This window comes from Neorhizobium sp. DAR64872/K0K18, from assembly GCF_050500175.1.
Lineage (GTDB): Bacteria > Pseudomonadota > Alphaproteobacteria > Rhizobiales > Rhizobiaceae > Neorhizobium > Neorhizobium soli.
In genome coordinates this window covers 566721-591123 of record NZ_CP191446.1, presented here as the reverse complement: position 1 = coordinate 591123, position 24403 = coordinate 566721, and the positions used below count along the sequence as shown (strand labels likewise).

Genomic DNA, 24403 nt, shown 5'->3' with positions numbered 1-24403 from the left:
ATCCAGGCGACCGCTGCAATTTTCATTTGCGCTGCGCCTGACCCGGCGTCATGGTGACCTGCTCAGTTATCTCATATGGATTCAATATCATGGCAGCGGATGTGATCGTTCTCGGCGCCGGCATCATCGGTGTTTCGACGGCTCTGCAATTGGCGCGACGGGGAAAATCGATCGCCCTGGTGGACCGCAGGGAGCCCGGGATGGAAACCTCCTACGGCAATGCCGGCCTGATCCAGCGCGAGGGCGTTGTCCCCTACAGCTTTCCCCAGCAGTTCGCCCAGATCCTGCGCTATGCCAGGAACAACCGCATCGACGCGCATTTTCACTGGAGCGCGATGCCGTCAGTCTCCTCGTTTCTGGCAAAATACTGGTGGCATTCCAACGTGCCGAGGCATGAGCTGATCGCCCGCGCCTATGCGCCGCTGATCGAGCATTCGATCGCCACCCATGACGAACTGATCCGCGAGGCGGGCGCCGAGGATCTGATTGCCAAGAACGGCTGGCAGGAAGTGTTCCGCTCGCAGGCCAAGCTCGACGAGACGGTGCGCGAGGCCGACCGACTGAAGCGTGAATACGACCTGTCCTTCAAAGTTCTGACCCCGGCAGAACTCTCGGTTGCGGAACCCAATCTCTCCGACGATTTCATCGGCGCGCTGAAATGGGAAGACCCGTGGGCGGTCAAGGATCCGCTCGCGCTGACGCGTGCCTATGTGGCGCTGTTCGAAAAGCTTGGCGGCAGGGTTCTGACGGGTGACGCAAAGAGCCTTTCGAAGACCGCGACCGGCTGGCGCATCATTGCCGGCGAAGGCGTGGTCGAGGCGAAGGATGTCGTGGTCGCGCTTGGTCCGTGGTCGGACACGGTGACCAAGCCGCTCGGCTACAATTTCCTCGTCGGCGTCAAGCGCGGCTACCACATGCATTATGCGCCAAAGGGCAATGCCAAGCTCAACGGCTGGACGATGGATGCGGAGCGCGGCTATTTCCTGGCCCCGATGAACCAGGGGATCCGGCTGACGACCGGTGCCGAATTTGCGCGCCGCGATGCGCCGAAGACACCGGTTCAGCTTGCCCGCGCCGAAGCTGTGGCACGCGAAATCTTCCCGCTTGGTGAGCGGCTGGACAAGGAGCCCTGGATGGGCGCCCGCCCCTGCACGCCGGATATGATGCCTGTCATCGGCAAGGCGCCGCGTCACGACGGATTGTGGTTCGCCTTCGGCCATGCGCATCACGGCCTGACGCTCGGTCCGGTCACGGGTCAGGTCATCGCGGAAGCGATGATGGGCGAAAAGACCCGGATCGACATATCCGCTTACAGGCCGGAGCGGTTTAACGTCTGACCCTCTTCTTCATTTGGTCTAGCGGCAGGAGAAAGTCTGGGCTACCGGTGTTTTCATGGATACGATCGATACAGCCCGGACCTTTCTCGATGACAATCCCGATATCGAGGTTCTCGAAGCCTTCGTGATCGACGTCAACGGCGTGCCGCGGGGCAAGTGGATCCCGCGCGAACGGGCGCTCGACGTGCTCTCAAAGGGCATGGCGATGCCGCGCTCGGTCTACGCGCTCGACGTCTGGGGACGCGACGTCAATGCCGCGGGCCTTGCGGAGGGCACGGGTGATCCGGATGGCATCTGCTTTCCCATCGCCGACACACTGTCGCGTGTGACATGGCTGAAGCGGCCAACGGCGCAGGTTCTACTGGGCATGAACGAGCAGGACGGGACCGGATTTTACGGCGATCCGCGCCAGGTGCTGGCGAATGTTCTCAAAGGTTTCGAGCGGATCGGCCTGACGCCGGTCGTGGCGACGGAGCTGGAATTCTACCTGATCGACCCGATCCGTTCGGCGATCGACCCGGTGCGGCCACCGAATTCACGCGAGGGCCGCTGGCATACGGGCCAGACACAGGTGCTCTCGATTTCCGAGCTGCAGGATTTCGAGAATGTCTTCCACGGCATCGCCTCTGCAGCGAGGGCGCAAGGGATACCGGCCGATACGACACTGCGGGAAAACGGCCCGGGCCAGTATGAGATCAACCTCAACCACGTGCCAGACGCGCTGAAGGCTGCCGATTATGCGGTGCTCCTCAAGCGGATCGTCAAGGGCGTGGCGCGCGCCAACGATCTCGACGCGACGTTCATGGCAAAGCCCTATGGCACGCAGGCCGGAAGCGGCATGCATGTGCATTTCTCGCTGATCGATAGCGACGGCCGCAATGTCTATATGGGCGAGAACGGGCCGTCCGAGGCGCTGTTTCATTCGGTGGGCGGGCTTTTGGAAAACATGGGGGAAAGCATGGCGGTGTTTGCCCCGCATGCCAATTCCTACCGGCGCCTGCGCCCTTCCGAACATGCCCCGACCTATGCCTCCTGGGGCTTCGACAACCGCTCGGCCGCCGTGCGCGTCATCACCGCGTCGAAGCCGGCGACCCGCATCGAGCACCGCGTTGCAGGTTCCGACACCAATCCCTATCTTGTGCTGGCGATGATCCTCAGTGCAGCCCTTGCCGGCATCAAGGAAAAGCGCAATCCGGGCGGGGCGATTACCGGCGACGACCATGCGATCAGCCACGAACCGCTGCCGACCAACTGGGACTATGCGCTGCAGCAGTTTTCCCGCTCCACGTTCGCCTACGCGACGCTCGGGCCGAAATACCGGTCGCTCTACACGGCCTGCAAGCAGCAGGAGCTGTCGGAATTTTCTCTGCGGGTGACCGACGTCGAATACGACGCCTATATCAGGACGGTGTAAGATGGCTTTCAAACCCGCAGACAATCCCCGCCACGCCAATTCCTGGTATGCCGCCTCGGCCAATGACAAGCGTGTGCGCCCTGCCCTCGAGGGCGAGATCGAGGCCGATGTCTGCGTGATCGGCGCGGGCTTTTCCGGCATCTCGGCCGCTCTCGAACTGGCCGAGCGCGGCTATTCCGTCGTGGTGCTGGAGGCCGAGCGGATCGGCTTCGGCGCTTCGGGCCGCAATGGCGGGCAGATCGTCAACGGCTATAGCCGCGATCTGGAAACGATCGCCGGACGCTACGGGCGCGACAAGGCCGTGCAGCTTGGCGCGATGTCGCTCGAAGGCGGCGAGATCATCCGCGGCCGCGTGGCGCACTACGGGATCGACTGCGGTCTCGTGCCCGGTGGTTTCTTCGCGGCCTTTACGGACAAGCAGGTGCGCGAGATGGAGCTGCACAAGGCCGTCTGGGAACAGCACGGCCATGACGGGCTGGAGATGGTCTCGAAGGCTGACGTCGGGCGCTATGTGAAAAGCGACCGCTATGCCGGCGGCATGATCGACAGGAAGGGTGGCCATATCCATCCGCTCAATCTCGTGCTTGGGGAAGCGGCAGCCGCCGAAAGCCTGGGCGCGCGGATTTTCGAGGGATCGCGGGTGGTGGGCATCGACCAGACGGCAAAGCCCGTGGTCAGAACCGACAGGGGCCGTGTCACGGCATCCTATGTACTGGTGTGCGGCAACGCCTATCTATCGCCGCTGCTGCCGGAGATCCATGGCAAGATGATGCCGGTTTCGAGCCAGGTGATGGCGACGGAGCCGCTGGATGCGGGCCTGATCGAGCGCCTTCTGCCCGCAAATTACTGCGTCGAGGATGCCAATTACATTCTCGATTACTATCGCCGCACCGCCGACAACCGCCTGCTCTACGGTGGCGGCATCGGCTATGGCGGCAGCGACCCGAAGGACCTGACGGGCGTGATCCGCCCGAACATGCTCAAGACCTTCCCGCAGCTGAAGAATGTGAGGATCGACTATGCGTGGAGCGGCAATTTTGCACTGACGCTGACCCGCATTCCGCATGTGGGAAAGCTGTCCGACACCGTGTTCTTCTCGCACGGCGACAGCGGCCACGGCGTGACCACCACGCATCTGCTCGGCAAGATCCTTGGTGAGGCGGTTGCCGGCCATGCGGAAAGGTTCGATACCTGGGCATCCCTGCCCAACCTACCCTTCCCGGGCGGGCGGGCGTTCCGCGTGCCGCTCACCGCGCTTGGGGCCTGGTGGTACGGCATGCGGGACAAACTCGGGCTGTAGCTTACAGCGATGCGGGAAAACTGCCTTTGAAGTAATAGGTCGACTGTGCCCGGACGATCGACTTGAACTGTGCAACGATTTTGGCTGCCTCGTCTTCCGTCACCATCAGCGCCAGACGCAATGTTGCCGCGGCCATGTGGAACATAAGAAACAGTGTGCGGGCGTAGTTCTCCCAAAGCTGTTCGCTGACGAAACGCTTGGTAATCTCGAAGAAGAGGTCGGCCTGGAAGCGGGTCTCGGTAATATCACGGTCTGCCAGCGCCTTGTCGGCCTGGATGGCGTTCAACAGATCCTGGGTCGACGGCTTTTCGCGCATGCGGGTGTAATAGAGGTCGAAAAGAACGTCCGTTGCATCCAGCGCGTCTTCAGCCGTCGAGATCTGCGGAATATGTCCGACGATGATACCGCGGACTTCCTCGACATAGCGCTCATGGAGCATGGCGATGATCGCCGACTTGTTGGGGAAATACTGGTAGACGGAGGCGATCGGACCACCTGAAAGAGACGCAATCTCCTTCATCGTGACCGCATCGATACCCTTTTCACCGATCAGCTCCATCGAGACCTTCAGGATATCATCAATGCGTTCGCGGCTTCTTTCCTGTTTCGGTACCCGACGAAGTGAACTCCCGCCTGCACTCTGCATCGAATCTCGCATCCGCAACTCTCTCCGTACGCCCTGTTGCCTATACTGGACGGGGCGATAAGAGAGGCACCTGGCAGCATAGTTACATTATAAGTTTGCGTTGTACGGCAAGTCAGGCATGTCGGATCACCGAAAGCATTAGAATTTTGAAAATAATTCGACACTCAAACAGTTTAACTTGAATTAGGATTGCGTGTCATATCGCATCCTTCAGCCCCGCTACGGCATCTGCCACGATGCGGTCGAGCGTGGCGTCAATGTCGACGGTCACGACGCCTGCTTCACCCTCGGGGCTTTCCAGCGTGGCGAGCTGGCTTTGCAACAGCGACGTCGGCATGAAATGGCCCTTGCGCTCGCCCATCCGGCGGCTCAACAGCTCCTGGCTTCCTTTGAGAAACACGAAGGTCAGCTTGCCACCCGCAGCGCTGCGCAGCCGTTCGCGGTAGACGACTTTCAGTGCAGAGCAGGTCACCACGAGGTCTTCTGAACGCGCGAGCGACTCGGCGATCTTCTCGCCGATCACATCGAGCCAGGGCCAGCGGTCTTCATCGGTAAGCGGTGTTCCCTGCGCCATCTTGTCGACATTGGACTGCGGATGCAGACTGTCGCCTTCCATGAAGCGGCAATTCAGGCTCTCTGCCAGACGCTCAGCGACGGAACTCTTTCCAGCGCCGCTGACGCCCATGACGATGATGGCTCTGCCAGCCTGTTTGCTCATTGGTTGCTCCTCTTTGATATCGACAGCCGGTCTCCTTCAACCGCATTGAGCGACAGATCACAAGTCCCGGCGATCTTCAACGCCAGTCGCGGACTTGCCCGGACCCGTTTCATCGCGCCCGAGCGCAAACGGCATCAGGATCGACAGAAAGATCAGGCGCAGGACGTGATGGGCACCGACATAGGTCGGGTCGGCATGCAGCATGACCGCCATCGCCGCCATGGTCTCCAACCCGCCGGGCGAAAACGCGATCAGGGCCGCATCGAGCGGTATGTCCAGGACATACGAGACGGTGCCGGCCATGGCCGCTGCCATGACCGAGACGATCACCGTGACCACGAGGCCGGATACGAGGGCTGTGCGCACCTCGAGAAGCGAGAAGCCGCAAAAGCGCGTTCCGATGTTGGCGCCGAGAAGGATATAGACGGGGACAATGAGCCAGGAGGGAACGCCACCGGTGGCGAACGATGTCACGTGGGTGGAGATCGAAACCAGTGTGCCGGCGAGCAGAAGGGCTGCGGGAAGCTTCCAGCGCAGGAAGAGCATGCCGATGACGGTCGAGACCGCAAGGATGCCCAACAGCATCGGCAGGTCCATCGCGATGACCTGAGCGACACTATCTCCGCCGCCAAGATCAAATGCTGTGACAATCAGGGGTACGCTGATCGTCAACAGAAGCACGCGCACGCTCTGGGAAATGCCGACCGTTCGCTGGTCGCAGCGCATGTCAGCGGCAAGACTGAGCACGTAGCTCAGATGTCCCGGCGAAGCTGCGAGGAAAGCCGTGGTGCGGTCGTAATGGAAGAAACGCTGCATGACCCAGGCCGCGACGTAAAGCAGGGCCGTGACGGTAACCATGACCATCACAAAGCTTAGCGGCCAGCGCTTGATCGCCACCAGGATGTCGGGCGTGACGGTCGCCCCCATCGAGATGCCGATGACGATGAAGCAGCCGTTCCGGACGATTTTCGGGATCGAGAGGGTGAGGCCTGCGATACCCGCAAGCGACACGGCAAGCGCCGGACCGATCAGATAGGGAGCGGGGAAGCCGATCATCGCGGCGATCAGCGCACCGCCGGCACCGACCAGCGCGGTCAGGGCAAATTCAAGCAGTTGGGAAAAGGGCATGGCAACGAATATCTGGGTGACCACCCGGAGCCAGGCTCAAGGGGCCATCAATAAAGGAAACGTTGCCTACTCCTAAAGAAGACAGCCCGGAGGTCAACCTGCCGGGCCGCTAAACTGATGCTGCGATGAGATCTGTATTGAGATCAGGCGGCCGGTGCCGCGACCATCTTGGCGATTGCCGGCGGCGGATCGATCCCGAGCAGGAAGTTGATCTGCGGGCGCGCCTTGACCAGATCGTCGATCGTATAGTCTGCCAGCACGTCGAAGAAGGCATTCAGCGCCTTGCGAAGTGCCGAGTTGAGACCACAGCTATCGACCAGAGGACATTCGGCGACGCCCTCCTCGAAACATTCGGCCATCGCGAAACTGTCTTCCGTCACGCGGATCACATCAAACAGAGTGATACGGTCGGCAGCGCGACCGAGGCGAACACCGCCGTTTCGGCCGCGAACGGTCTCGACCAGGCCGGCCTTGGTCAAAGGCTGCAGGATCTTGAAGAGAAACAGTTCGGACACGCCATAGGCGCGCGCGATCTCCGGGATGCGGCTGAGCTTCCCCTCGTTCGCAGCACAGTACATGAGCATGCGAACGGCGTAGTTGGTCTGCTTTGTCAGGCGCATATTCGTCTCCCGAGACTCGTCACGGCCCCATACATAGTGGGTTTGCTAGTTTTGAACAATTCCAAAGTTTGCGAAATTGCCCTTGAACGCTGCGTTGCCGATGACGCGCTTTATTGCCGGCATTATCCGGCAAGACCCATGTGTACCGCAAACCAGACTGGAACTGCAAACAGGAAGGTCGCCGCCAGAAACGTTATGCCAATTTTCGCCAGGCGGATGCGGCGCGCGCGCGAAACGTCCCACTCGTAATTCATGATGAACACTCCCCCTCACACGAATGTGTAAATTAGCAGCGCCTAGGAAGAGGTCAATGTCTCCGCCGCACGAGAATGCGGCGGAGCGTGTCTATTCGACAGCCGGGCTTATTTCATCACGGGCATGACGAATTCGGCGCCATCCTTGATGCCTGTGGGCCAGCGGCTGGTTACCGTCTTGGTGCGGGTCCAGAACTTGATCGAATCCGTGCCATGCTGGTTGAGGTCGCCGAAGGACGAGGACTTCCAGCCGCCGAAGGAGTGATAGGCGAGCGGCACCGGGATCGGAACGTTGACGCCGACCATCCCGATATTGATCCGCGAGGCGAAGTCGCGGGCGGCATCGCCGTCGCGGGTATAGATCGCGACACCATTGCCGTATTCGTGCTTCATCGGCAGGTCGAGCGCTTCCTCATAAGTCTTGGCGCGCACCACTGACAGGACAGGGCCGAAGATTTCGGTCTTGTAGATGTCCATGTCGGGCGTGACGTTGTCGAACAGGCAGCCGCCGACGAAATTGCCGTTTTCATAGCCCTGCAGCTTGAAATCGCGGCCATCGACAACGAGGTTTGCGCCCTCTTCGACACCCTTGTTGATCAGGCCGAGAATACGCTCCTTGGCCTCCTTGGTGACGACCGGGCCCATGTCGGCCTTTTCGTCCGTGTAGGGGCCGATGCGCAGGGATTCGACCATCGGTGTCAGCTTCTCGATCAGGCGGTTGGCGGTTTCCTCGCCAACCGGGACCGCAACCGAGATCGCCATGCAGCGCTCGCCGGCCGAGCCGTAACCGGCGCCCATCAGGGCGTTGGCGGCCTGGTCGAGATCGGCATCCGGCATGATGATCATGTGGTTCTTGGCGCCGCCGAAGCACTGTGCGCGCTTGCCGTTCATGGCGGCGGTTCCGTAGACGTAGCGGGCGATCGGCGTCGAGCCTACAAACGAGACGGCAGAGATATCCGGATGCGTCAGGATCGCATCGACCGCGGACTTGTCGCCGTTGACGACGTTCAAAATGCCGGCCGGAAGGCCTGCCTCGATCATCAGTTCGGCCAGACGCATCGGCACGGACGGATCGCGCTCGGAAGGCTTCAGGATGAAGGCATTGCCGCAGGCAATCGCGGGTGCAAACATCCACATCGGGATCATCGCCGGGAAGTTGAACGGCGTGATGCCGGCACCGATCCCGACCGCTTGCCGAATGGAATACATGTCGATGTTCGGACCGGCACCCTCGGTGAACTCGCTCTTGGAAAGATGCGGGATGCCGATGACGAATTCACAGACTTCAAGACCGCGAACGATGTCGCCCTTGGCATCCTCGATCGTCTTGCCATGCTCGCGCGACAGCATCTCGGCAAGTTCATTCATGTTGTCATTCAACAACTGGACGAACTTCATGAAGACGCGGGCGCGGCGCTGCGGGTTGGTGGCGGCCCAGTTCGGCTGGGCAGCCTTGGCATTCTCGACGGCTGCATTCAGATCCGCATCGCTCGCAAGCGCCACGGTCGCCTGGACTTCGCCCGTTGCCGGATTGAAGACATTGGCCGTGCGCCCGCTCGTGCCGGCAAAATGCTTGCCGCCGATGAAATGACCGATCTCGTACATGGTGATCCTCCTTCTTGAAATTGTAAGCGGCGAGGATACGCGTCAATTTGCACAAGGCAACGCCATGGTTTACGCATCCGTTGTGCGAAATTCGACACAACGATACCCGCCCTGGAGGTAACGATGAACTGGGATGACCTGCGGCTTTTCCTCGCTGTCGCGCGCAGCGGACAAATTCTTGCGGCATCCCGTCGGCTCGGGATCAACCATGCGACGGTCGGGCGCCGGATATCAGCGCTGGAAGAGGATCTGCGCACGCGGCTGCTGATCCGCCGCACCAATGGCTGCGAGTTGACGCCGGAGGGAGAGGTGTTTCTGCGGGCCGCCGAGCGGATCGAGACGGAGATGCTGGACGCGCAGGCGAGTACCGGTCGGATCGACGCGGCAATTGCCGGTACCGTGCGGGTCGGCGCGCCCGATGGGTTCGGCGTGCACTTCCTGGCCTCGCGCCTGGGTATGCTGACGAAGCGGCATCCGCAGCTGAAACTGCAACTGGTGCCGGTGCCACGCTCGTTTTCGCTGTCGCAACGGGAAGCGGATATCGCAATCACGATCGACCGGCCAGAACAGGGGCGCCTGGTCTCATCGCGGCTGACGGATTACACGCTCGGCCTCTACGCCTCGAAAGCCTATCTCCAGGACGCAGGCGTGCCCGACAGTATCGAGGCGCTCAAGGACCATGCGCGGATCGGTTATGTGGAAGACCTGATCTTTTCCCCGTCGCTGAACTTCACCGGCGAGGTGATGCGCAACTGGGATGCCGGGTTCGAGATTTCGAGCGCAATCGGCCAGATCGAAGCGGTGCGGTCCGGCGCCGGGATCGGCATTCTGCACGACTATGTCGCTTCGCAGGACATGAACCTGACCCGCATCCTTCCGGACATCTCCATTCGCCGGGCCTATTGGAGCAGTTATCACGAGACGGCCAGGAACCTGGTGCGGGTTCGAACCGTCGCGGATTTCCTGCGGGAAGTCATTCAGGAGGAAGCGCGGATCTTCGTGTGGAAACCGCCGTCCGGACAAAAATAAAGCCCGCGAGAAGCGGGCCTTAAGCATTCACAGCGTCCAGCCTGATAGGCCGGACGTCTGCGATTACGACGCCTTCAGAACCGACATCGGCATCTTGAGGGCATTTGCGATGCGCTTCAACTTGGCAGGATCGAAATCCGTGCCGTTCTCCATACCCACGATCTCGTCCGTGACCAATCCGGTCGTAACGGCAAGATCGTCGATGCTGTAGCCGGCAGCCTGGCGCGCCTGGGCAATCAACCCAGCCACCTGATCCGGTGCGAGAACCTGTTCTGTCGAGGCACGAAAGTTATTAATGGAAACCGTCATGGTAATCTTCCTTCCGTCAAAATCTGCCGTTAGGCAGTGAAGGGGGCAAGCAGCCCGAAGTTCGACTGCACAATTTTGGTGCCGCCAGAGCACAATAGATATGCATTGATGCCCCCACGGCAAGGGCATTCGCTGCACTGCAACAAAAAGTGTTGAGCGTCGTCGCAGATCCGAGCCCGTTGTTTGCCGCTTTTTCGAACAAAAACAGTCTTCGCGCGTTCTCTGCTCGAATAGGGACGTCAATATGCATCAGTCGAGTTCGAAACGTTTTGAAAATCTGGGTATACCCGGAAGCACCGATGCTGACATTCTCGAGGCGGCGCATCGCCTTGTGGAGCTTCACCTGACCTATTTGCGCGAACACGAGACGAAGAACGACCTCTTCGACGTGCGCGACCTGCCGGCCTCCAAGGACTCGCTGGTCAATGCTTTCCGGTTGACGCTAGCGACCGAAAACAGGACTCATATGCGCACGCTGTTGCTGAAGGCGGGCATGACATTGGCGCAGTTTCAGGAAAACATCGGTCGCCCGATGATTGTCAAATCGCAGGATGGCCAGAAACCAAACCAGGTCCGGCGGAGCGATATCGATGCTGCCGTAGCGCGGCGGTTCAACAAGGCCCTGGTCCAACTGGGCGAAGAACGCGCCAGGCTCGGCCGTGTGTTTCAGGACGCCATGCGGATTGCCGGCGACAAGCCGCTTCACTGATCTGAAATTCCAGGAAAAAAAGTGGTACGGTTGAGTGGGGTCGAACCACTGACCTCAGGCGCCACAAGCCTGCGCTCTAACCAACTGAGCTACAACCGCACGAGACGCCTAAATCGCGTCGCCGGTGCAGATACTGCCATCGGCAGCGTTTGGCAAGCCCCTTTTGAGAGAACGAAGCCAAAAATGGAATGGCCGCCCAGTCGGCGGCCATGGAATATGGGCGTGATGCGCTGGTTGCTATCAAGCGGTCCGGAAATTTGCCATTGCCTTTTCGGCAGCTTCCTTGCCCGGCCTCGACACGTCTTCTGCGAGCTGGCGGGCTATGTCCTGCATGGATTTTGCCTGCTCGACCGCCGCCTCTGCCTGACGGCGGATGAACGAGGTCTGCAATTCGGAGAATTCCGACGCTGATTTGACGCCGAGCAGCGCCTGCATGTGCGAGAGCGACAGATCCGCATTGGACCGGAACGCTTCCATTGCCTTAAGCCCGAGTTCAACGGAACCGGACTGAGCCGTGTGAACTGTGGATTCCACCGCCATGGTGGCTTCCTCTGTCGCGGCTTTCATCCTAGCATAGGCTTCACTGGACTGGCTTGCGCCCTGCCCGGCAAAGTCGCGAAGGCGTTCGCCAAGCTTCATGGGATCGAAAGCGGAAAACGAAAACATCTCTTCTGTGCCGTGTGCCATCGCGAAAGCTCCTCCAAGGCCCTACCCCGACTTTTAAATGGGCAAAAGCCGGAGTTGGATGCCTGAAATATAATCGCAAACGTTGTGCCGCGCAACGAATTTGTGCGGCGCACAAAAGCGCCGCCGTTAACCCTGACGGAGGTTTAACCGGTCGGCCTGTGGACCCCGGAAGGGGGGCAAGGTATTAACGAAGGATTAAGTCTCTCAGGAATGCCGGTAGTTAACCGACAGGTCGTTCATGTCCTCTGTACAGTACCCTTTCATCGACATCGCCGTCCACGAGCGCGTCAGGGAACGCTTTGCAGCGGGCGACGGTATAGTGCTGTTTTCCTCCGACATGCGCATGCCTTTGTGGGCGAACGGACGCGGTGCAGCGCTCTTCGGATTTGGCTCGATCTACGACCTGATCGATCAGGGGCCGAACCGCGCCGACGTGGCCTTTCGCCAAGTCGAGGCAACCGCACGCCAGCTTGCCAAGGTCGGCGATACAAGAGGCCTCGCAGTCCGCGTTATTTCCGGTTTCCAACGGGTCGTGCTTCGCGGGGCCTGTGAACTTGTCGAAGTCCATGGCGAGCGGGCCATTCTGTTTTCGGCAGCACCCGAGCGGGAGCTTGCAACGATCGCCGAGCGTGCGGAGCGGATGATCGAGGGCTTCGAGGAAGCAGACACCCATATCGCTATCGTTGACGCGGCAGGCAAGGTTGCTGCTGCCTCCGAGCGGTTTGGAAGTCTCGACATATCGGAAGCGGCGATCACGACACTTTCGGCGACGGCATCCGCCGATCCCAGCCGGCTTGCCAAACGGCCGATCATGACCGCCAAGGGCAACCTTCCGGCTGCCATCGGCAAGCTTTCGGACGCCCCTGCCCTCTACATTCTGTTCACTGTCGATATGGCGACCGATGACGCGGTTACCCCGCAAACCTTGGTTGATCCCGGCGTCGTTGCGATGGTGCCCGATGACGAGACTGCCGTCATCGACGCCCTTGCCGCGATCGAGGACGACGTTGAGGCTCAGGAAGAGTTCGAGCTTCCTGAAACCGTGACGGCGGCAGAGGCAACCGAGATCAACACGGTCGCGATTGAAGAGACTGCGGCGGACGAAGAAAATTCCGAGCCTGCCGAGCAGCCGGAGCCGGTTGCGGAAATAGAGGCTGCGGTAAGCGCGGTTAACGACGCAGCTACGGTTGCTGACGCGCCGGTCGATGGCGACGTACCAGTTGAAGAAGCTGCGGCGGTAGAGCCGGAGAGTGAAGAAGTCGATCTGGAGCCGGCTCCGGAAGCAGTTGCCGAAGACATCGTGTCGGAGGATGTTGTCGAAGACATTCCGGCGCATGAGATCGCGGAAGCCTCGGACGAGATCGCGGAAAACCTCTTTCCGGCACCGGAAGCTGCGGAAGCATCCGAGCCGGCCGAAACACGGAGCGAGCAGGCTCTGACATCGGTCGCGGCTCCCGAAAATACGGTCGTTGAACCCGATGCATCCGGCGACGTCGAAGGCTTTGTGTTCAGCCGCGATTCACGCGCTGTGCGTTTCGTCTGGAAGATCGATGCCGATGGGCAGTTTACAGAGGTCTCGGGCGAATTCGCCAAGGCCGTGGGACCGCATGCGGCAGATGTTGTCGGCATGGCGTTTTCCGACCTCGCCGCTCTCTTCCATCTCGATCCCGAGGGGCGCATCACCGAACTGCTCGGCAAGCGCGACACCTGGTCGGGCAAAACTATCTGGTGGCCGGTAGAGGGCACGGCACTTGTCGTGCCGGTCGATCTGGCGGCACTGCCCACCTATACCCGCAGTCGCGAATTCGACGGCTTCCGCGGCTTCGGCATCGTGCGGATCGCCGACGCCAAGGATGATCCTGACGCCACCGGCCTGACGCTCTCGCCAACGACGGTCGAGGATGAAGCGGTCAAGGAGACTGACGAACCGGGCATCGAGGACGCGGTAAACGCCGCCGGTTTGCTATCCGATGACGCGGAGCAGGTCTCCGACGTTCTGGAAGACCGCCCGGTAGAGACGGAAGTTCAACCGGCGGAGCCGGAAGCAACGTCCCCGTCTGATAGCGCCATCTACGGAACCACCTATTCCGATAGCGACCGTTCCGACGCTGCCCCGCTCGAGTGGCCGGCCGGTGAGCGTCCTGCGCTGCGGCTGGTCGAGAATCCCGGCCGTCGCCAGTCCGACAAGGTCATCCAGCTCGAAGAACACCGCGCCCGCCTGACGCCGGTCGAACAGGCGGCCTTCCGCGAGATTGGGCGCCAGCTCGACCGCGCAACGGAAGAAACGCCAGCAAACGCCGAGACTGCGCCGGCTGAACCAGCGCCGAGCAAAGCTTCCGCCGCAAGCGAGATTTCCGCAGAGAATACTGACGTTTCAGAGCCAGTGGCAGATGAGACTGATGTGACCAATGCTTGGCAGGAGCAGCCTGCTTCGCACGTGGCATCAGAAGAAGAGGTGCTTTCCGCCGAAGAGGCACCGGCCGCAGAAGACCACGTGTCGGATGAGGCCGAGATTGTCGCTCAGGCGGAAGACGAAGGCCAGAGCATCGAGGCATCCGAAACGGATCTCGACGGCAGCGCTGTTGACGACCACTTCGCCTCGGACTTCCCGCCTGTCGCTGCAAACGAGAACCAGAGCGACAGCGAGGACGACGCTGGCACGGAAATCCCGGCTGCAGCAATGCTTGAGCCCGCAGATGTTGCGCCGGAGCCAGAGCATGTCGAGCCATCCGACGTCCCTCTGCTGAGCATGATCCCGGTGCGCGAGCGCATCGGCCTCTCCGCCGAGATTGTCGACCAGATGCCGGTGGCACTGCTCGTTCACAACGGCGACACGCTGATCCATTGCAATCCGGAATTCCTCAAGCTGACCGGCTATGCATCACTTGAGGAACTGGAAGAGGTCGGCGGTCTGGATGCCCTCTTGCAGCGCCAGGACTTCGATGGCGATGGTGCGAGACCAAGCGGCATGGTGGTGGTGCGTGCCGACGACGAGATCCTGCCGGTGACCGCACGTCTGCAATCGGTTCGCTGGGACGACACGACGGCCCTGATGCTGGCGCTGATGCCGACGACATCCGACGCGTCGGAAGCAAACTCGCTGTCCGATCACCCGGGCGAGGAAATCCGCACGGTTGCCCGCACGGTCCGCCCTGCCGACCAGTTGGTCCGGCTGCAGGTGGAAGTCGAAGAGTTGCGTGCAATCCTGGAAACTGCGACCGATGGCGTCGTGCTGATCGGTGCGGATGGCGAGATCCGTTCGGTGAACAGGGCGGCAAGCGCGCTGTTCAACTACGATCAGGAAGAAATCGACGGCAAACCGTTCGTGATGCTGTTTGCCCATGAAAGCCAGCGGGCGATCGTCGATTATCTTTCCGGACTTGCCGGGCATGGCGTTGCCAGCGTGCTGAACGATGGCCGCGAGGTGATCGGTCGCGAAGCGTCCGGCGGGTTCTTGCCGCTGTTTATGACGATCGGCAAGCTGACCTCGTCGAACGGTTATTGCGCCGTGATCCGCGATATTACCCAGTGGAAGCGCACCGAAGACGAGCTTCGCACGGCAAAGCGCGCCGCCGAGACAGCCAACGCGCACAAGAGCGATTTCCTGGCGCATGTCAGCCACGAGATCCGCACGCCGCTTAACGCCATCATCGGCTTTTCAGACATGATGGCCGGCGAGCGGTTTGGGCCGATCGGCCATCCGCGCTATATCGAATATGCCAACGACATCGGTCGGTCCGGTCGCCACGTACTCGACATCGTCAACGACCTTCTCGACATCTCGAAAATCGAAGCCGGCGAGATGGAACTAGATTTCGTCGCAGTCGGCCTCAACGAGACGATATCGGAAGCCGTGTCGCTGGTGCAGCCGCAGGCAAACGGCCAACGGGTGATCATCCGCACCGCGCTGTCGCAGGCTGTGCCGCAGGTCGTGGCCGATCTGCGCTCGGTCAAGCAGATCGCACTCAACATTCTGTCGAATGCGATCCGGTTTACACCATCGGGCGGGCAGATCGTGGTGTCGACCGCCTATGAGCCGAATGGCAGCGTGGCGCTGCGTATCCGCGATACAGGGATCGGCATGACCCGGGCGGAACTGGAACTTGCGATGAAGCCTTTCCGGCAGGTTGCCGGTGCTGCCCGCAAGCGTGGCGACGGAACAGGTCTGGGGCTGCCGCTTACCAAGGCGATGGTGGATGCAAACAAGGCAGCCTTCTCGATCAGCTCGGCGCCGAACGAGGGAACGCTGGTGGAAATCACCTTTCCGCCGCAGCGGGTGCTTGCCAACTGAACGCACGTAAAAAGAAGGCAGCCCTGAGGCTGCCTGGAATTGATGCTGTTCGAAAAGTGACGGAAGACTTCCTAATCAGCAAAGCCTGAGCCTTGCTCATCTTCCCTACACGAAAAGTATCATGCCGGATCAGTTTTGGCGGGCGAGGCTTAACACGCCGTTAAAAACCAATACCAGTTCCGGCAATGCAGGAACGGCGACCCGCAATGGCACAGGGCACCTGATGGCCGTCAATTCCGCAACTCCGCGACATTGGCAAACAGCTCCAGCGCGTCCGGGTTGGCAAGCGCCTCCCGATTTCTGACCGGCCGATTGTGAACGATATCGCGCACGGCAAGTTCGACGATCTTGCCGGATTTGGTGCGGGGAATATCGGCGACCTGGATGATCTTTGCCGGCACGTGCCGTGGCGAGGCGCCTGCGCGAATACGCGCCTTGATCTCCCTGGTCAGTCGGTCGTCCAGCGTCAGTCCGTCCGCCAGCCGGACGAACAGCACGACGCGCACATCCTCGTCCCAGTCCTGGCCGATACAGATCGCTTCGGCGATCTCGTCCATCTGCTCGACCTGATTGTAGATCTCAGCCGTGCCGATCCGAACCCCGCCGGGATTAAGCGTTGCATCGGAACGGCCATGGATGACGATGCCGCCATGGGACGTCCATTCGGCGAAATCGCCATGGCACCAGATGTTGTCGAACCGCTCGAAATAGGCGGCGCGGTATTTCTGGCCGTCGGGATCGTTCCAGAACATCAGCGGCATGGATGGGAATGCCTTGGTGCAGACGAGTTCGCCCTTTTCGCCACGCACCGGCTGGCCCTCGTCGTTCCAGACATCCACGGCAAGGCCGAGGCCCGGCCCCTGGATCTCGCCGCGCCAGACCGGTTTCAGCGGATTGCCCAGCACGAAGCAGGAGACGATGTCCGTGCCACCGGAGATGGAGGCGAGATGGACGTCGTTCTTGATGCCCTGATAGACGAAGGAAAAGCCTTCCGGTGACAGCGGCGAGCCCGTCGAGGTCACGAGGCGAAGGGTGGACAGATCGTGGCTCTGCGCAGGCACGATGCCGCTTTTGCGCACGGCGTCGATATATTTCGCGGACGTGCCGAAAACGGCGAACCGCTCCTGTTCCGCATAGTCAAACAGGATGTTGCCATCCGGAGCAAAGGGCGAACCGTCATAGAGGCAGAGTGTGGCGCCAACTGCGAGACCGGAGACCAGCCAGTTCCACATCATCCAGCCGCATGTGGTGAAATAGAACAGGTTTTCACCCGGCTCGATGCCGCAATGCAGCCGATGTTCCTTCACATGCTGGAGAAGCGTGCCGCCGGCCGAGTGGACGATGCATTTCGGGACGCCGGTCGTGCCTGACGAAAACAGGATGTAGAGCGGATGCGAGAACGGCAGCGGCTCGAATTCGACGGTCCGTGCCGTAAATGGCGCCAGGAAATCGGCAAGCGCGCGGCCGTCGGAGAGGGTCTTTGCGAGCGGAGCGGCATCCTTTTGCTGCGACCCCGCATAGGGCACGACCAGAACCGGTACGCCGAGCGTCTTTGAAACCGCGTCGACCTTTGCCGACACATCCTGCAGTTTGCCGTTGTACCAGTAGCCATCGCAGGTGATGAACAGCTTTGGGCCGATCTGTCCGAACCGGTCCAGCACGCCCTGTTCACCGAAATCCGGTGAGCAGGAAGACCAGATTGCCCCGATAGAGGCTGCTGCCAGCATGCAGGCGATCGTTTCAGGCATATTCGGCATCATCGCGGCGATGCGATCTCCCCTGCCGATGCCGAGTGCGCGGTATGCCTGCTGAAGCCTCGACACCTCGCCCTGCAACCTTTCCCAGGACCAACGGTCCTTGACCTTGTCCTCGCCCCAGAAGACCAGAGCGTCCGAGGTCTTCGCGTCGGCTCCGCTGCCGGCAAGCAGGTTTTCGGCGAAGTTCAGGCGTGCATGGGGAAAGAAGCGGGCGGCTAGCATCTCGCCATCGTCGTCCAGGTAGACGTCGCCCTTGTCGCCCTTGACGCCGCAGAAATCCCAGACGGCGGACCAGAAATCGCCGCGCTGTTCGATCGACCAGCTGTGGAATGCGTCGTAATCCTCAAAACCGATTGAATACCGCTCGCTGCACCAGACGATGAAGCGGGCAAGCGGTGCTGTCCGCAACGTCTCCTCCGATGGCGACCAAAGCGGCTGCTGCTCACTCATGCAATTCTCCTCCTATGCCGTTCACAGGCGCGTCCCTGACCGTCTGTATATCATGCGATCGAGGGGGATAAAGCACTGGAGCGCGCGCTTGCTGCATTTGCGCGACGCCGGCATTTCCTATATTCGCGTGAGCCATGCCCAACGAGACAGACGGAAAGCTGCGTAGGACCTTCGGACGCCCCTTAGGGAAGCGGACGCGCATCGCCTTGATCGTTCTGGTCTCGCTGCTGAGCCTCTTCGTCGCCTTCCAGCTCGCGGCACCCTTCCTTGTTTCGACCGTGCTGGTACGGGAACGAATGGAGCGCGCCGTCGAGGAATGGATCGGCCACGACGTGTCGATCGGCGGACAGCCGTCGCTTGCCTTCTGGCCGGAGCCGCGCATCACATTCTCCGATGTAATGGTTCGCAACATCGATCATGGCAAGAAAGGCATGCTTGGCAGCGTCCGTGAACTGTCGGCGTCGTTCGATCTTCTGGGCGCGCTGGTGGGTCAGCCGGAATTCAAGGATTTCCACCTCAAGGACCCGCAGCTTTTCGTGCTGCGCAAACCGGATGGGCGACTGGACTGGACCAATGACGGATTGCTCAGCCGCGCCGTTCGCGCTGTCAAAAGCGATGGCACCGGTCAGTTGCTGGACAATTCGAATGATGCGCCGATCGGCGATGTCCTGATCGAGAACGGCACGCTTCAGATTACCAACGAAGAGGATGGCCGCATCGTCCGGGTCGACCGGATCGACAGCGAGATCGACTGGTCCTATCTTTCACGCAGCGCGAGCTTCAAGGGCCAGGCAACGATTGCCGGCCGCAGGGTCACGGCCGATATCACCTCGCGCCAGCCTCTGCTTCTGTTTTCGGGCCGCAGCAGTAGCACTTCGGGCTCGATCCAGTCGGACCTGTTCAACGCCAAGTTCAGCGGCGTCGTCAACCTCGCGAGCCACGGCTTTTTGTCCGGAGATGCCGAATTTGCAACGGCGGATGGCGCCAAAGCCATGCAGTGGATGGGGTTCGACCTGCCAGGCACGGAAAAGCTGAAGCAGCTCTCCGTGAAGGCCCGGCTGATCACCAACGATACGGCGATGCGGTTCGAAAGCCTGTCGCTCGGTATCGACGACATCACGGCAAGCGGCATTCTGGACCTGACCATGCCGGCGGATGCTCCCCCGCGGCTGACCGGGACGCTCGCCCTCAACACCCGCGACGTGTTGCCGATGCTGGCCGAGATCGCGCCGCGACTTCTCGACAAAAGCGATCCCGCCGCAAGACTGCGCGACCGGCTCGAGCTGGATTTGAGGCTATCCGCACAAAGCGTCGAGATCGGCCCCTTCCAACTCAGCGAAGTTGCCGTCGGCATCATGAATATCGGTGACCAGTCACGGATCGATATTCTCGACAGCGATTTCGAAAACGGACGACTGACCGGCCGCATCGCGACGATCAAGGACGGGGAAACGGGCGGCGTTGCAATAAGGCTCTCCGTACAGGACGCCGACTTCGCCAGCGTGATCAGCCGGCTTGGCCTGACGGCCCCGCTACCCGGCGCCTCGGGCTCGCTCGAACTGGCGCTGGACGTGGCGCGACCGGTGACGGCGGAAACGCTGCGCAACGCCAAAGGATCTCTGCGCTTTCGTGCCGGCAGCGGAACTCTGCCCGGTGTGGACATGGCAGGCATAAGACGGCTGGCGACCCAAAAACCCTATTTCACGCTGAGCGAAGCAGGGACAGGAGCTTACGAATTCCAGAGTGTCGATATTAACGTCACCGTCGCTGATGGTTTAGCCGATATCCGCAACGGGCTGATCGTTGGAACCAACGAGCGTATTACGCTCAACGGCATCGTGCCCTATGCCAATAACAGCCTCGCGCTTTCTGCCGGCGTACTCACAGATTCCAGCGGGACAACCAGCGGGGACGCTGCCGCTCGCCGCCCGGATGCCACCCACTTTTTCATCGGGGGATCCTGGCAGAACCCGGTGATCTGGCCGGTCGCAAAGCCCACGCCGAAGATCACCGAATAACACACGCCCTGACGGTTCAGCCCCCGGTCCGCAGCGCCATATGCTCGTCGCGGATGCGCCGGACCTCGGCCCGCTTGGTGCCGATCGAGGTGGCGATGACGCCGAGTGTCACCAGCGCGATCAGGATCGTGCAGATTGCGTTGATTTCCGGCGTCACACCGAGCCTCACCTGCGAATAGATCTTGATTGGCAGCGTGGTGGCACCTGGCCCGGTGTTGAAGCTTGCGATCACAAGGTCGTCCAACGACAGGGTGAAGGCGAGCATCCAGCCGGAGATGACGGCGGGCAGGATCAGCGGCAGGGTGATCTGGAAGAACGTCTTGACCGGCGGGCAGCCAAGATCGAGCGCTGCCTCTTCCAGACTGCGATCGAAGGTGAGAAGCCGCGACTGAACGACGATCGCCACGTAACACATGGTGAAGGTCGTGTGGGCGATGATGACGGTCCAGAACCCGCGATCGACGCCGATCGCCACGAACAGAAGCAGCAGCGACAGGCCGGTGATGACCTCTGGCATGACCAGCGGCGCATAGATCATGCCTGAGAACAGCATCTTTCCCGGAAACTTGTGGTAGCGGACCAGCGTCAGCGCGGCCAGCGTGCCGAGGATGGTACCGAACGTGGCGCTCAACAGACCAACGCGGGCCGTGACCCAGGCGGCATCCATAAGACCCTGGTTCGACCACATCGAGACGTACCAGTTGAGCGAGAAGCCGCCCCAGACCGTGACGAGCCGCGAGGCGTTGAACGAGTAGACGACCAGAATGATGATGGGGATGTAGAGGAAGGCGAAGCCAAGCGTCAGGACGGTGGCATCAAGGCGGTTCTTTGTCATCTCACGCCACCTTCTTCTGCTGGTTCTGGAATATGGCGATCGGCACGACCAGCATCAGCAGCAAGACCACTGCTACGGCCGACGCAAGCGGCCAGTCGCGGTTGCTGAAGAACTCCGTCCACAGCGTCTTGCCGATCATCAGCGTATCGGCGCCGCCGAGCAGATCCGGGATGACGAATTCGCCTGTGATCGGGATGAAGCAGATCATCGAGCCTGCGATGACGCCCGGCAGCGACAGTGGAAAGGTAATCTTCCAGAACGCCTTCCACGGCGGGCAGCCGAGATCGTTGGCGGCTTCGAGCAGGGTATTGTCCATCTTTTCGAGCGCCGCATAGAGCGGCAGGACCATGAAGGGCAGATAGGAATAGACGATGCCGATAAAGACGGCCGTGTCGGTTCTGAAGATCTCCACCTGTTGATCCGGTCCCATCAGCCCGATCGTCTGCAAGGCGAGCGTCAGCAACCCGTCCGGCTTCAGGATGCCGATCCAGGCATAGACGCGGATGAGGAACGAGGTCCAGAACGGCAGGATGACCAGCATCAGAAGGATCGGCCGGATGGAATTGGGTGCGCGCGCCATGGCAAGCGCCATCGGATAGCCGATCAGCAGAAGCAGGATCGTCGAGATCGCCGCGATCCGCAGGGACGACATATAGGCCTGGAAGTAAAGCGGGTCCTCGGTCAGGAACAGGTAGTTCTCGATGTCCAGCTCGGAGACGAAATCGCTGAGGGCGCTCCAGCCGCCGAAGACCGGCGTATAAGGCGGCATGGCAATGGCCGTGTCCGACAGCGAGATCTTGAAGATGATCAGGAAGGGCGCGACGAAGAACAGCAGCAGCCAGAGATAGGGCACTGCGACGACCAGCCAGCGGGCCGGGTTGGCATGCGGATTGTCGGCTGTCGTATCGGCCATGATCGCGCTCCCTATCGTGTCAGCACAAGGCCGGCATCGCGTGACCAGGTCAGCCACACCATGTCGCCGAAGGTGATCGGCCGATCGACCAGGCGCGAGACGTTGGCCTGCGCGGCGCGGACGATACGGCCATCCTCCATCTTCACGAGAAACACCGAGAAGTCGCCGAGATAGCCGATGTCCCAGACTTCGCCATAGGCCGCATTGAGGGACGTATCGGCGGGCTGTTCCTGAGAAATGCGCACCTTTTCCGGGCGGACCGCGTAGGCGACGTGATCTCCCTTGACGGCCTGGCATTCCTGTTCTGCGGCAACGCTCAGACCGTCGCTGTCGATCCGCACCAGACCGGGGGCGCCGAGCGCGCTATCGGTTTGCGTCACCGTGCCTTCGAGGATGTTGATATCGCCGATGAAGTCCGCCACGTAGCGGCTGTTCGGGGCCTCGTAGATTTCGGCAGGCGTTGCCACCTGCATGATGATGCCCTTGTCCATGACCGCGATACGGTCGGACACGGTCATCGCCTCTTCCTGGTCGTGGGTGACGATGAGGAAGGTGAGGCCCAGCGTCTGCTGGATATCCATCAGTTCGAACTGGGTTTCCTCGCGCAGCTTCTTGTCGAGCGCGCCGAGTGGTTCGTCGAGCAGCAGCACCTTGGGACGCTTGGCGAGCGACCTTGCCAGCGCCACGCGCTGGCGCTGGCCGCCGGAAAGCTGTGCCGGCTTGCGCTTGGCGAACTGCTCCAGCTTGACCAGCTTCAGCATTTCCTCGACGCGGGTATCGATCTCGCCCTTGGCCAAATTGTCCTGCTTGAGGCCGAAGGCGATGTTCTTTTCAACCGACATATGGGGGAAGAGCGCGTAGGACTGAAACATCATGTTGGTCGGGCGCTTGTAGGGCGGAACACCGGAAATGTCCTTGCCCTGCAAAAGGATGCGGCCTTCCGTCGGCTCCTCGAAGCCTGCCAGCATCCGCATCAGCGTCGTCTTTCCGCAGCCGGACGGCCCGAGCAGCGAAAAGAATTCCCTCTCGTAGATATCGAGCGTCAGATTGTCGACGGCGGTGAAATTGCCGAAGCGCTTGGTGATGTTTTCAAAGCGGATGAAGGGCACCGACGCCGGATCGGTCCACGGAGAGAATTTTCGTTTTACCGGTCCGAGTGTCTTTGCCATCGCCTGCCCCGCCTGCCCTCAAGAAATATTGCCAGAAACAGATCGGGGCAGGTTTTGCCTGCCCCGAAGCCGATGGTTACTTGCCGGTCTTGATCTGGGTCCAGAGCCGGTTCAGCACGCGCTGTTCCTTGGGCCCGTAAGGCGAGATCGTGAAGAGCTTCTTGGTGACCTCTTCGGTCGGGTAGACCGCCGGGTTTTCCAGGACTTCCTTGTCGATGAACTTCTGCGAGGCCAGGTTGCCGTTGGCATACTGAACGTAGTTCGATGCCTTGGCGATCACTTCGGGCTTCATCAAGTAATTGATGAATTCATGCGCTTCGGCCACGTTCTTTGCATCGGCCGGGATCGCAAGGTTGTCGAACCACATATAGGTTCCTTCCTTGGGGATCGAGAACTCGACGTTGACGCCGTTCTTGGCTTCCTCGGCGCGGGTCTTTGCCTGCAGAATGTCGCCCGACCAGCCGATGGTGATGCAGATGTCGCCGTTGGCGAGATCATCGATATAGGACGAGGAGTTGAACGTCTTTGCCGAGGAGCGGATGTCGGAATAGACCTTGCCGCCCGCTTCGAGATCCTTCGTTTCCTTGCTGTCGGGATCCTTGCCGACATAGTTCATGCCGATCGCGAAGGTCTCGTCGGATGCATCGAGGATGTTGACGCCGCAGGACTTGAGCTTTGCAGCATTTTCAGGCTTGAACAGCACGTCCCAGCTGTCGAGGGGCGTATCGCCGAGTGCCTTCTTGACCTTATCGACATTGTAGCCGATGCCGGTCGTGCCCCACATGTAGTTGACGGCGTATTCGTTGCCGGGATCGTATTTGGCAAGACGCGCCGAGATTTCCGGCCACAGGTTGGAAAGGTTGGGGATCTTGGACTTGTCGAGCTTCTGGAAGACGCCGGCCTGAATCTGGCGGGCGAGGAACGGGGCGGTCGGCACCACGACGTCGTAACCGGAGCCGCCGGCAAGCAGCTTGGTTTCCAGGATATCGTTGCTGTCAAAGACGTCGTAGACAACCTTGATGCCGGTTTCCTTGGTGAAGTCCTGCAGGATCGATTCATCGATGTAGTCGGACCAGTTGTAGACATGCACAGTGCGTTCCTGGGCGGAAACACCAGACACGCTGAAAGCGGTCGCAGCCAAAGCGGCGGCTATGCTGAGCAAATGGGCTTTCATCAATTCTCTCCTGTTGCAGCACCTGCAGCCACCGCCCCTG

Annotated in this window: 20 protein-coding genes and 1 tRNA gene; 7 read left to right on the top strand and 14 right to left on the bottom strand. The window is 60.7% G+C overall.

Annotated features, from left to right (window positions below; all coding sequences use genetic code 11):
• Positions 1-89: 89 nt before the first annotated feature.
• Genes ACQY1P_RS08225 through ACQY1P_RS08215 form a run of 3 tightly spaced genes read left to right on the top strand, consistent with a single transcriptional unit; the run spans position 90 to position 4051 of the window.
• A complete protein-coding gene (locus ACQY1P_RS08225; RefSeq protein WP_430256014.1) occupies positions 90-1337 on the top strand; it encodes an NAD(P)/FAD-dependent oxidoreductase in 1248 nt (415 codons plus the stop codon).
• Positions 1338-1392: 55 nt separating this feature from the next.
• Positions 1393-2751, top strand: a complete 1359-nt coding sequence (locus tag ACQY1P_RS08220) for a glutamine synthetase family protein (protein WP_092661257.1) — start codon at positions 1393-1395, stop codon at positions 2749-2751.
• Between the two features lies 1 nt (position 2752).
• The gene (locus ACQY1P_RS08215) at positions 2753-4051 is read left to right on the top strand and encodes an NAD(P)/FAD-dependent oxidoreductase (RefSeq protein WP_430256012.1); all 1299 of its coding nucleotides are present in this window, start codon (positions 2753-2755) and stop codon (positions 4049-4051) included.
• Between the two features lies 1 nt (position 4052).
• Here ACQY1P_RS08215 and ACQY1P_RS08210 read toward each other — a convergent pair whose 3' ends face one another.
• The 6 genes from ACQY1P_RS08210 to ACQY1P_RS08185 form a co-directional block, all read right to left on the bottom strand.
• Positions 4053-4697, bottom strand: coding sequence for a TetR/AcrR family transcriptional regulator (locus ACQY1P_RS08210; RefSeq protein WP_174196027.1), 645 nt, complete (start codon positions 4695-4697; stop codon positions 4053-4055).
• A 196-nt stretch (positions 4698-4893) separates the two neighbouring features.
• Complete coding sequence (locus ACQY1P_RS08205; RefSeq protein ID WP_430256010.1) at positions 4894-5415, bottom strand: gluconokinase; 522 nt, start codon at positions 5413-5415, stop codon at positions 4894-4896.
• A gap of 57 nt (positions 5416-5472) precedes the next feature.
• The gene (locus ACQY1P_RS08200) at positions 5473-6543 is read right to left on the bottom strand and encodes an AbrB family transcriptional regulator (RefSeq protein WP_430256008.1); all 1071 of its coding nucleotides are present in this window, start codon (positions 6541-6543) and stop codon (positions 5473-5475) included.
• Between the two features lie 143 nt (positions 6544-6686).
• Entirely contained in the window at positions 6687-7163 is a 477-nt protein-coding gene (gene rirA, locus ACQY1P_RS08195; protein ID WP_062453758.1) for an iron-responsive transcriptional regulator RirA, read from the bottom strand.
• A gap of 122 nt (positions 7164-7285) precedes the next feature.
• The gene (locus tag ACQY1P_RS08190) at positions 7286-7417 is read right to left on the bottom strand and encodes a hypothetical protein (RefSeq protein WP_256413688.1); all 132 of its coding nucleotides are present in this window, start codon (positions 7415-7417) and stop codon (positions 7286-7288) included.
• Between the two features lie 108 nt (positions 7418-7525).
• Positions 7526-9022 carry a CoA-acylating methylmalonate-semialdehyde dehydrogenase gene (locus tag ACQY1P_RS08185; protein WP_062579163.1) on the bottom strand — a complete coding sequence of 499 codons (1497 nt, stop codon included), beginning with the start codon at positions 9020-9022 and terminating at the stop codon, positions 7526-7528.
• Positions 9023-9145: 123 nt separating this feature from the next.
• Between ACQY1P_RS08185 and ACQY1P_RS08180 the strand changes: the two genes are divergently transcribed.
• Positions 9146-10051 carry a LysR family transcriptional regulator gene (locus ACQY1P_RS08180; protein WP_062453760.1) on the top strand — a complete coding sequence of 302 codons (906 nt, stop codon included), beginning with the start codon at positions 9146-9148 and terminating at the stop codon, positions 10049-10051.
• Between the two features lie 63 nt (positions 10052-10114).
• Here ACQY1P_RS08180 and ACQY1P_RS08175 read toward each other — a convergent pair whose 3' ends face one another.
• A complete protein-coding gene (locus ACQY1P_RS08175) occupies positions 10115-10360 on the bottom strand; it encodes a helix-turn-helix domain-containing protein (RefSeq protein WP_062579161.1) in 246 nt (81 codons plus the stop codon).
• A gap of 244 nt (positions 10361-10604) precedes the next feature.
• Here ACQY1P_RS08175 and ACQY1P_RS08170 point away from each other — a divergent pair, with 244 nt between their 5' ends.
• A complete protein-coding gene (locus tag ACQY1P_RS08170) occupies positions 10605-11069 on the top strand; it encodes a hypothetical protein (protein ID WP_092661249.1) in 465 nt (154 codons plus the stop codon).
• A gap of 22 nt (positions 11070-11091) precedes the next feature.
• Here ACQY1P_RS08170 and ACQY1P_RS08165 read toward each other — a convergent pair.
• A tRNA-His gene (locus ACQY1P_RS08165) sits at positions 11092-11168 on the bottom strand.
• A gap of 141 nt (positions 11169-11309) precedes the next feature.
• The gene (locus tag ACQY1P_RS08160; RefSeq protein WP_430256006.1) at positions 11310-11756 is read right to left on the bottom strand and encodes a phasin family protein; all 447 of its coding nucleotides are present in this window, start codon (positions 11754-11756) and stop codon (positions 11310-11312) included.
• A 238-nt stretch (positions 11757-11994) separates the two neighbouring features.
• Here ACQY1P_RS08160 and ACQY1P_RS08155 point away from each other — a divergent pair, with 238 nt between their 5' ends.
• Positions 11995-16047: a PAS domain S-box protein gene (locus tag ACQY1P_RS08155; RefSeq protein ID WP_430256004.1), complete on the top strand. Its 4053-nt coding sequence runs from the start codon at positions 11995-11997 to the stop codon at positions 16045-16047.
• A gap of 230 nt (positions 16048-16277) precedes the next feature.
• Here the strand turns inward: ACQY1P_RS08155 and ACQY1P_RS08150 are convergent, their stop codons facing one another.
• On the bottom strand, positions 16278-18254 hold the full coding sequence (locus tag ACQY1P_RS08150) for an acetoacetate--CoA ligase (protein WP_430256002.1): 1977 nt from the start codon (positions 18252-18254) through the stop codon (positions 16278-16280).
• Positions 18255-18388: 134 nt separating this feature from the next.
• On the opposite strand from ACQY1P_RS08150, the gene ACQY1P_RS08145 reads away from it, so the two are divergent.
• Positions 18389-20272, top strand: a complete 1884-nt coding sequence (locus tag ACQY1P_RS08145; RefSeq protein ID WP_430256000.1) for an AsmA family protein — start codon at positions 18389-18391, stop codon at positions 20270-20272.
• A gap of 16 nt (positions 20273-20288) precedes the next feature.
• Here ACQY1P_RS08145 and ACQY1P_RS08140 read toward each other — a convergent pair whose 3' ends face one another.
• From ACQY1P_RS08140 to ACQY1P_RS08125, 4 genes are all read right to left on the bottom strand, one after another.
• Complete coding sequence (locus ACQY1P_RS08140) at positions 20289-21107, bottom strand: ABC transporter permease (protein ID WP_430255998.1); 819 nt, start codon at positions 21105-21107, stop codon at positions 20289-20291.
• 1 nt (position 21108) lies between these two features.
• Positions 21109-22020 carry an ABC transporter permease subunit gene (locus ACQY1P_RS08135; RefSeq protein ID WP_430255996.1) on the bottom strand — a complete coding sequence of 304 codons (912 nt, stop codon included), beginning with the start codon at positions 22018-22020 and terminating at the stop codon, positions 21109-21111.
• 11 nt (positions 22021-22031) lie between these two features.
• The gene (locus ACQY1P_RS08130; protein WP_062453769.1) at positions 22032-23189 is read right to left on the bottom strand and encodes an ABC transporter ATP-binding protein; all 1158 of its coding nucleotides are present in this window, start codon (positions 23187-23189) and stop codon (positions 22032-22034) included.
• A gap of 76 nt (positions 23190-23265) precedes the next feature.
• Positions 23266-24363, bottom strand: a complete 1098-nt coding sequence (locus ACQY1P_RS08125; protein WP_430255994.1) for a polyamine ABC transporter substrate-binding protein — start codon at positions 24361-24363, stop codon at positions 23266-23268.
• Positions 24364-24403 lie beyond the last annotated feature (40 nt).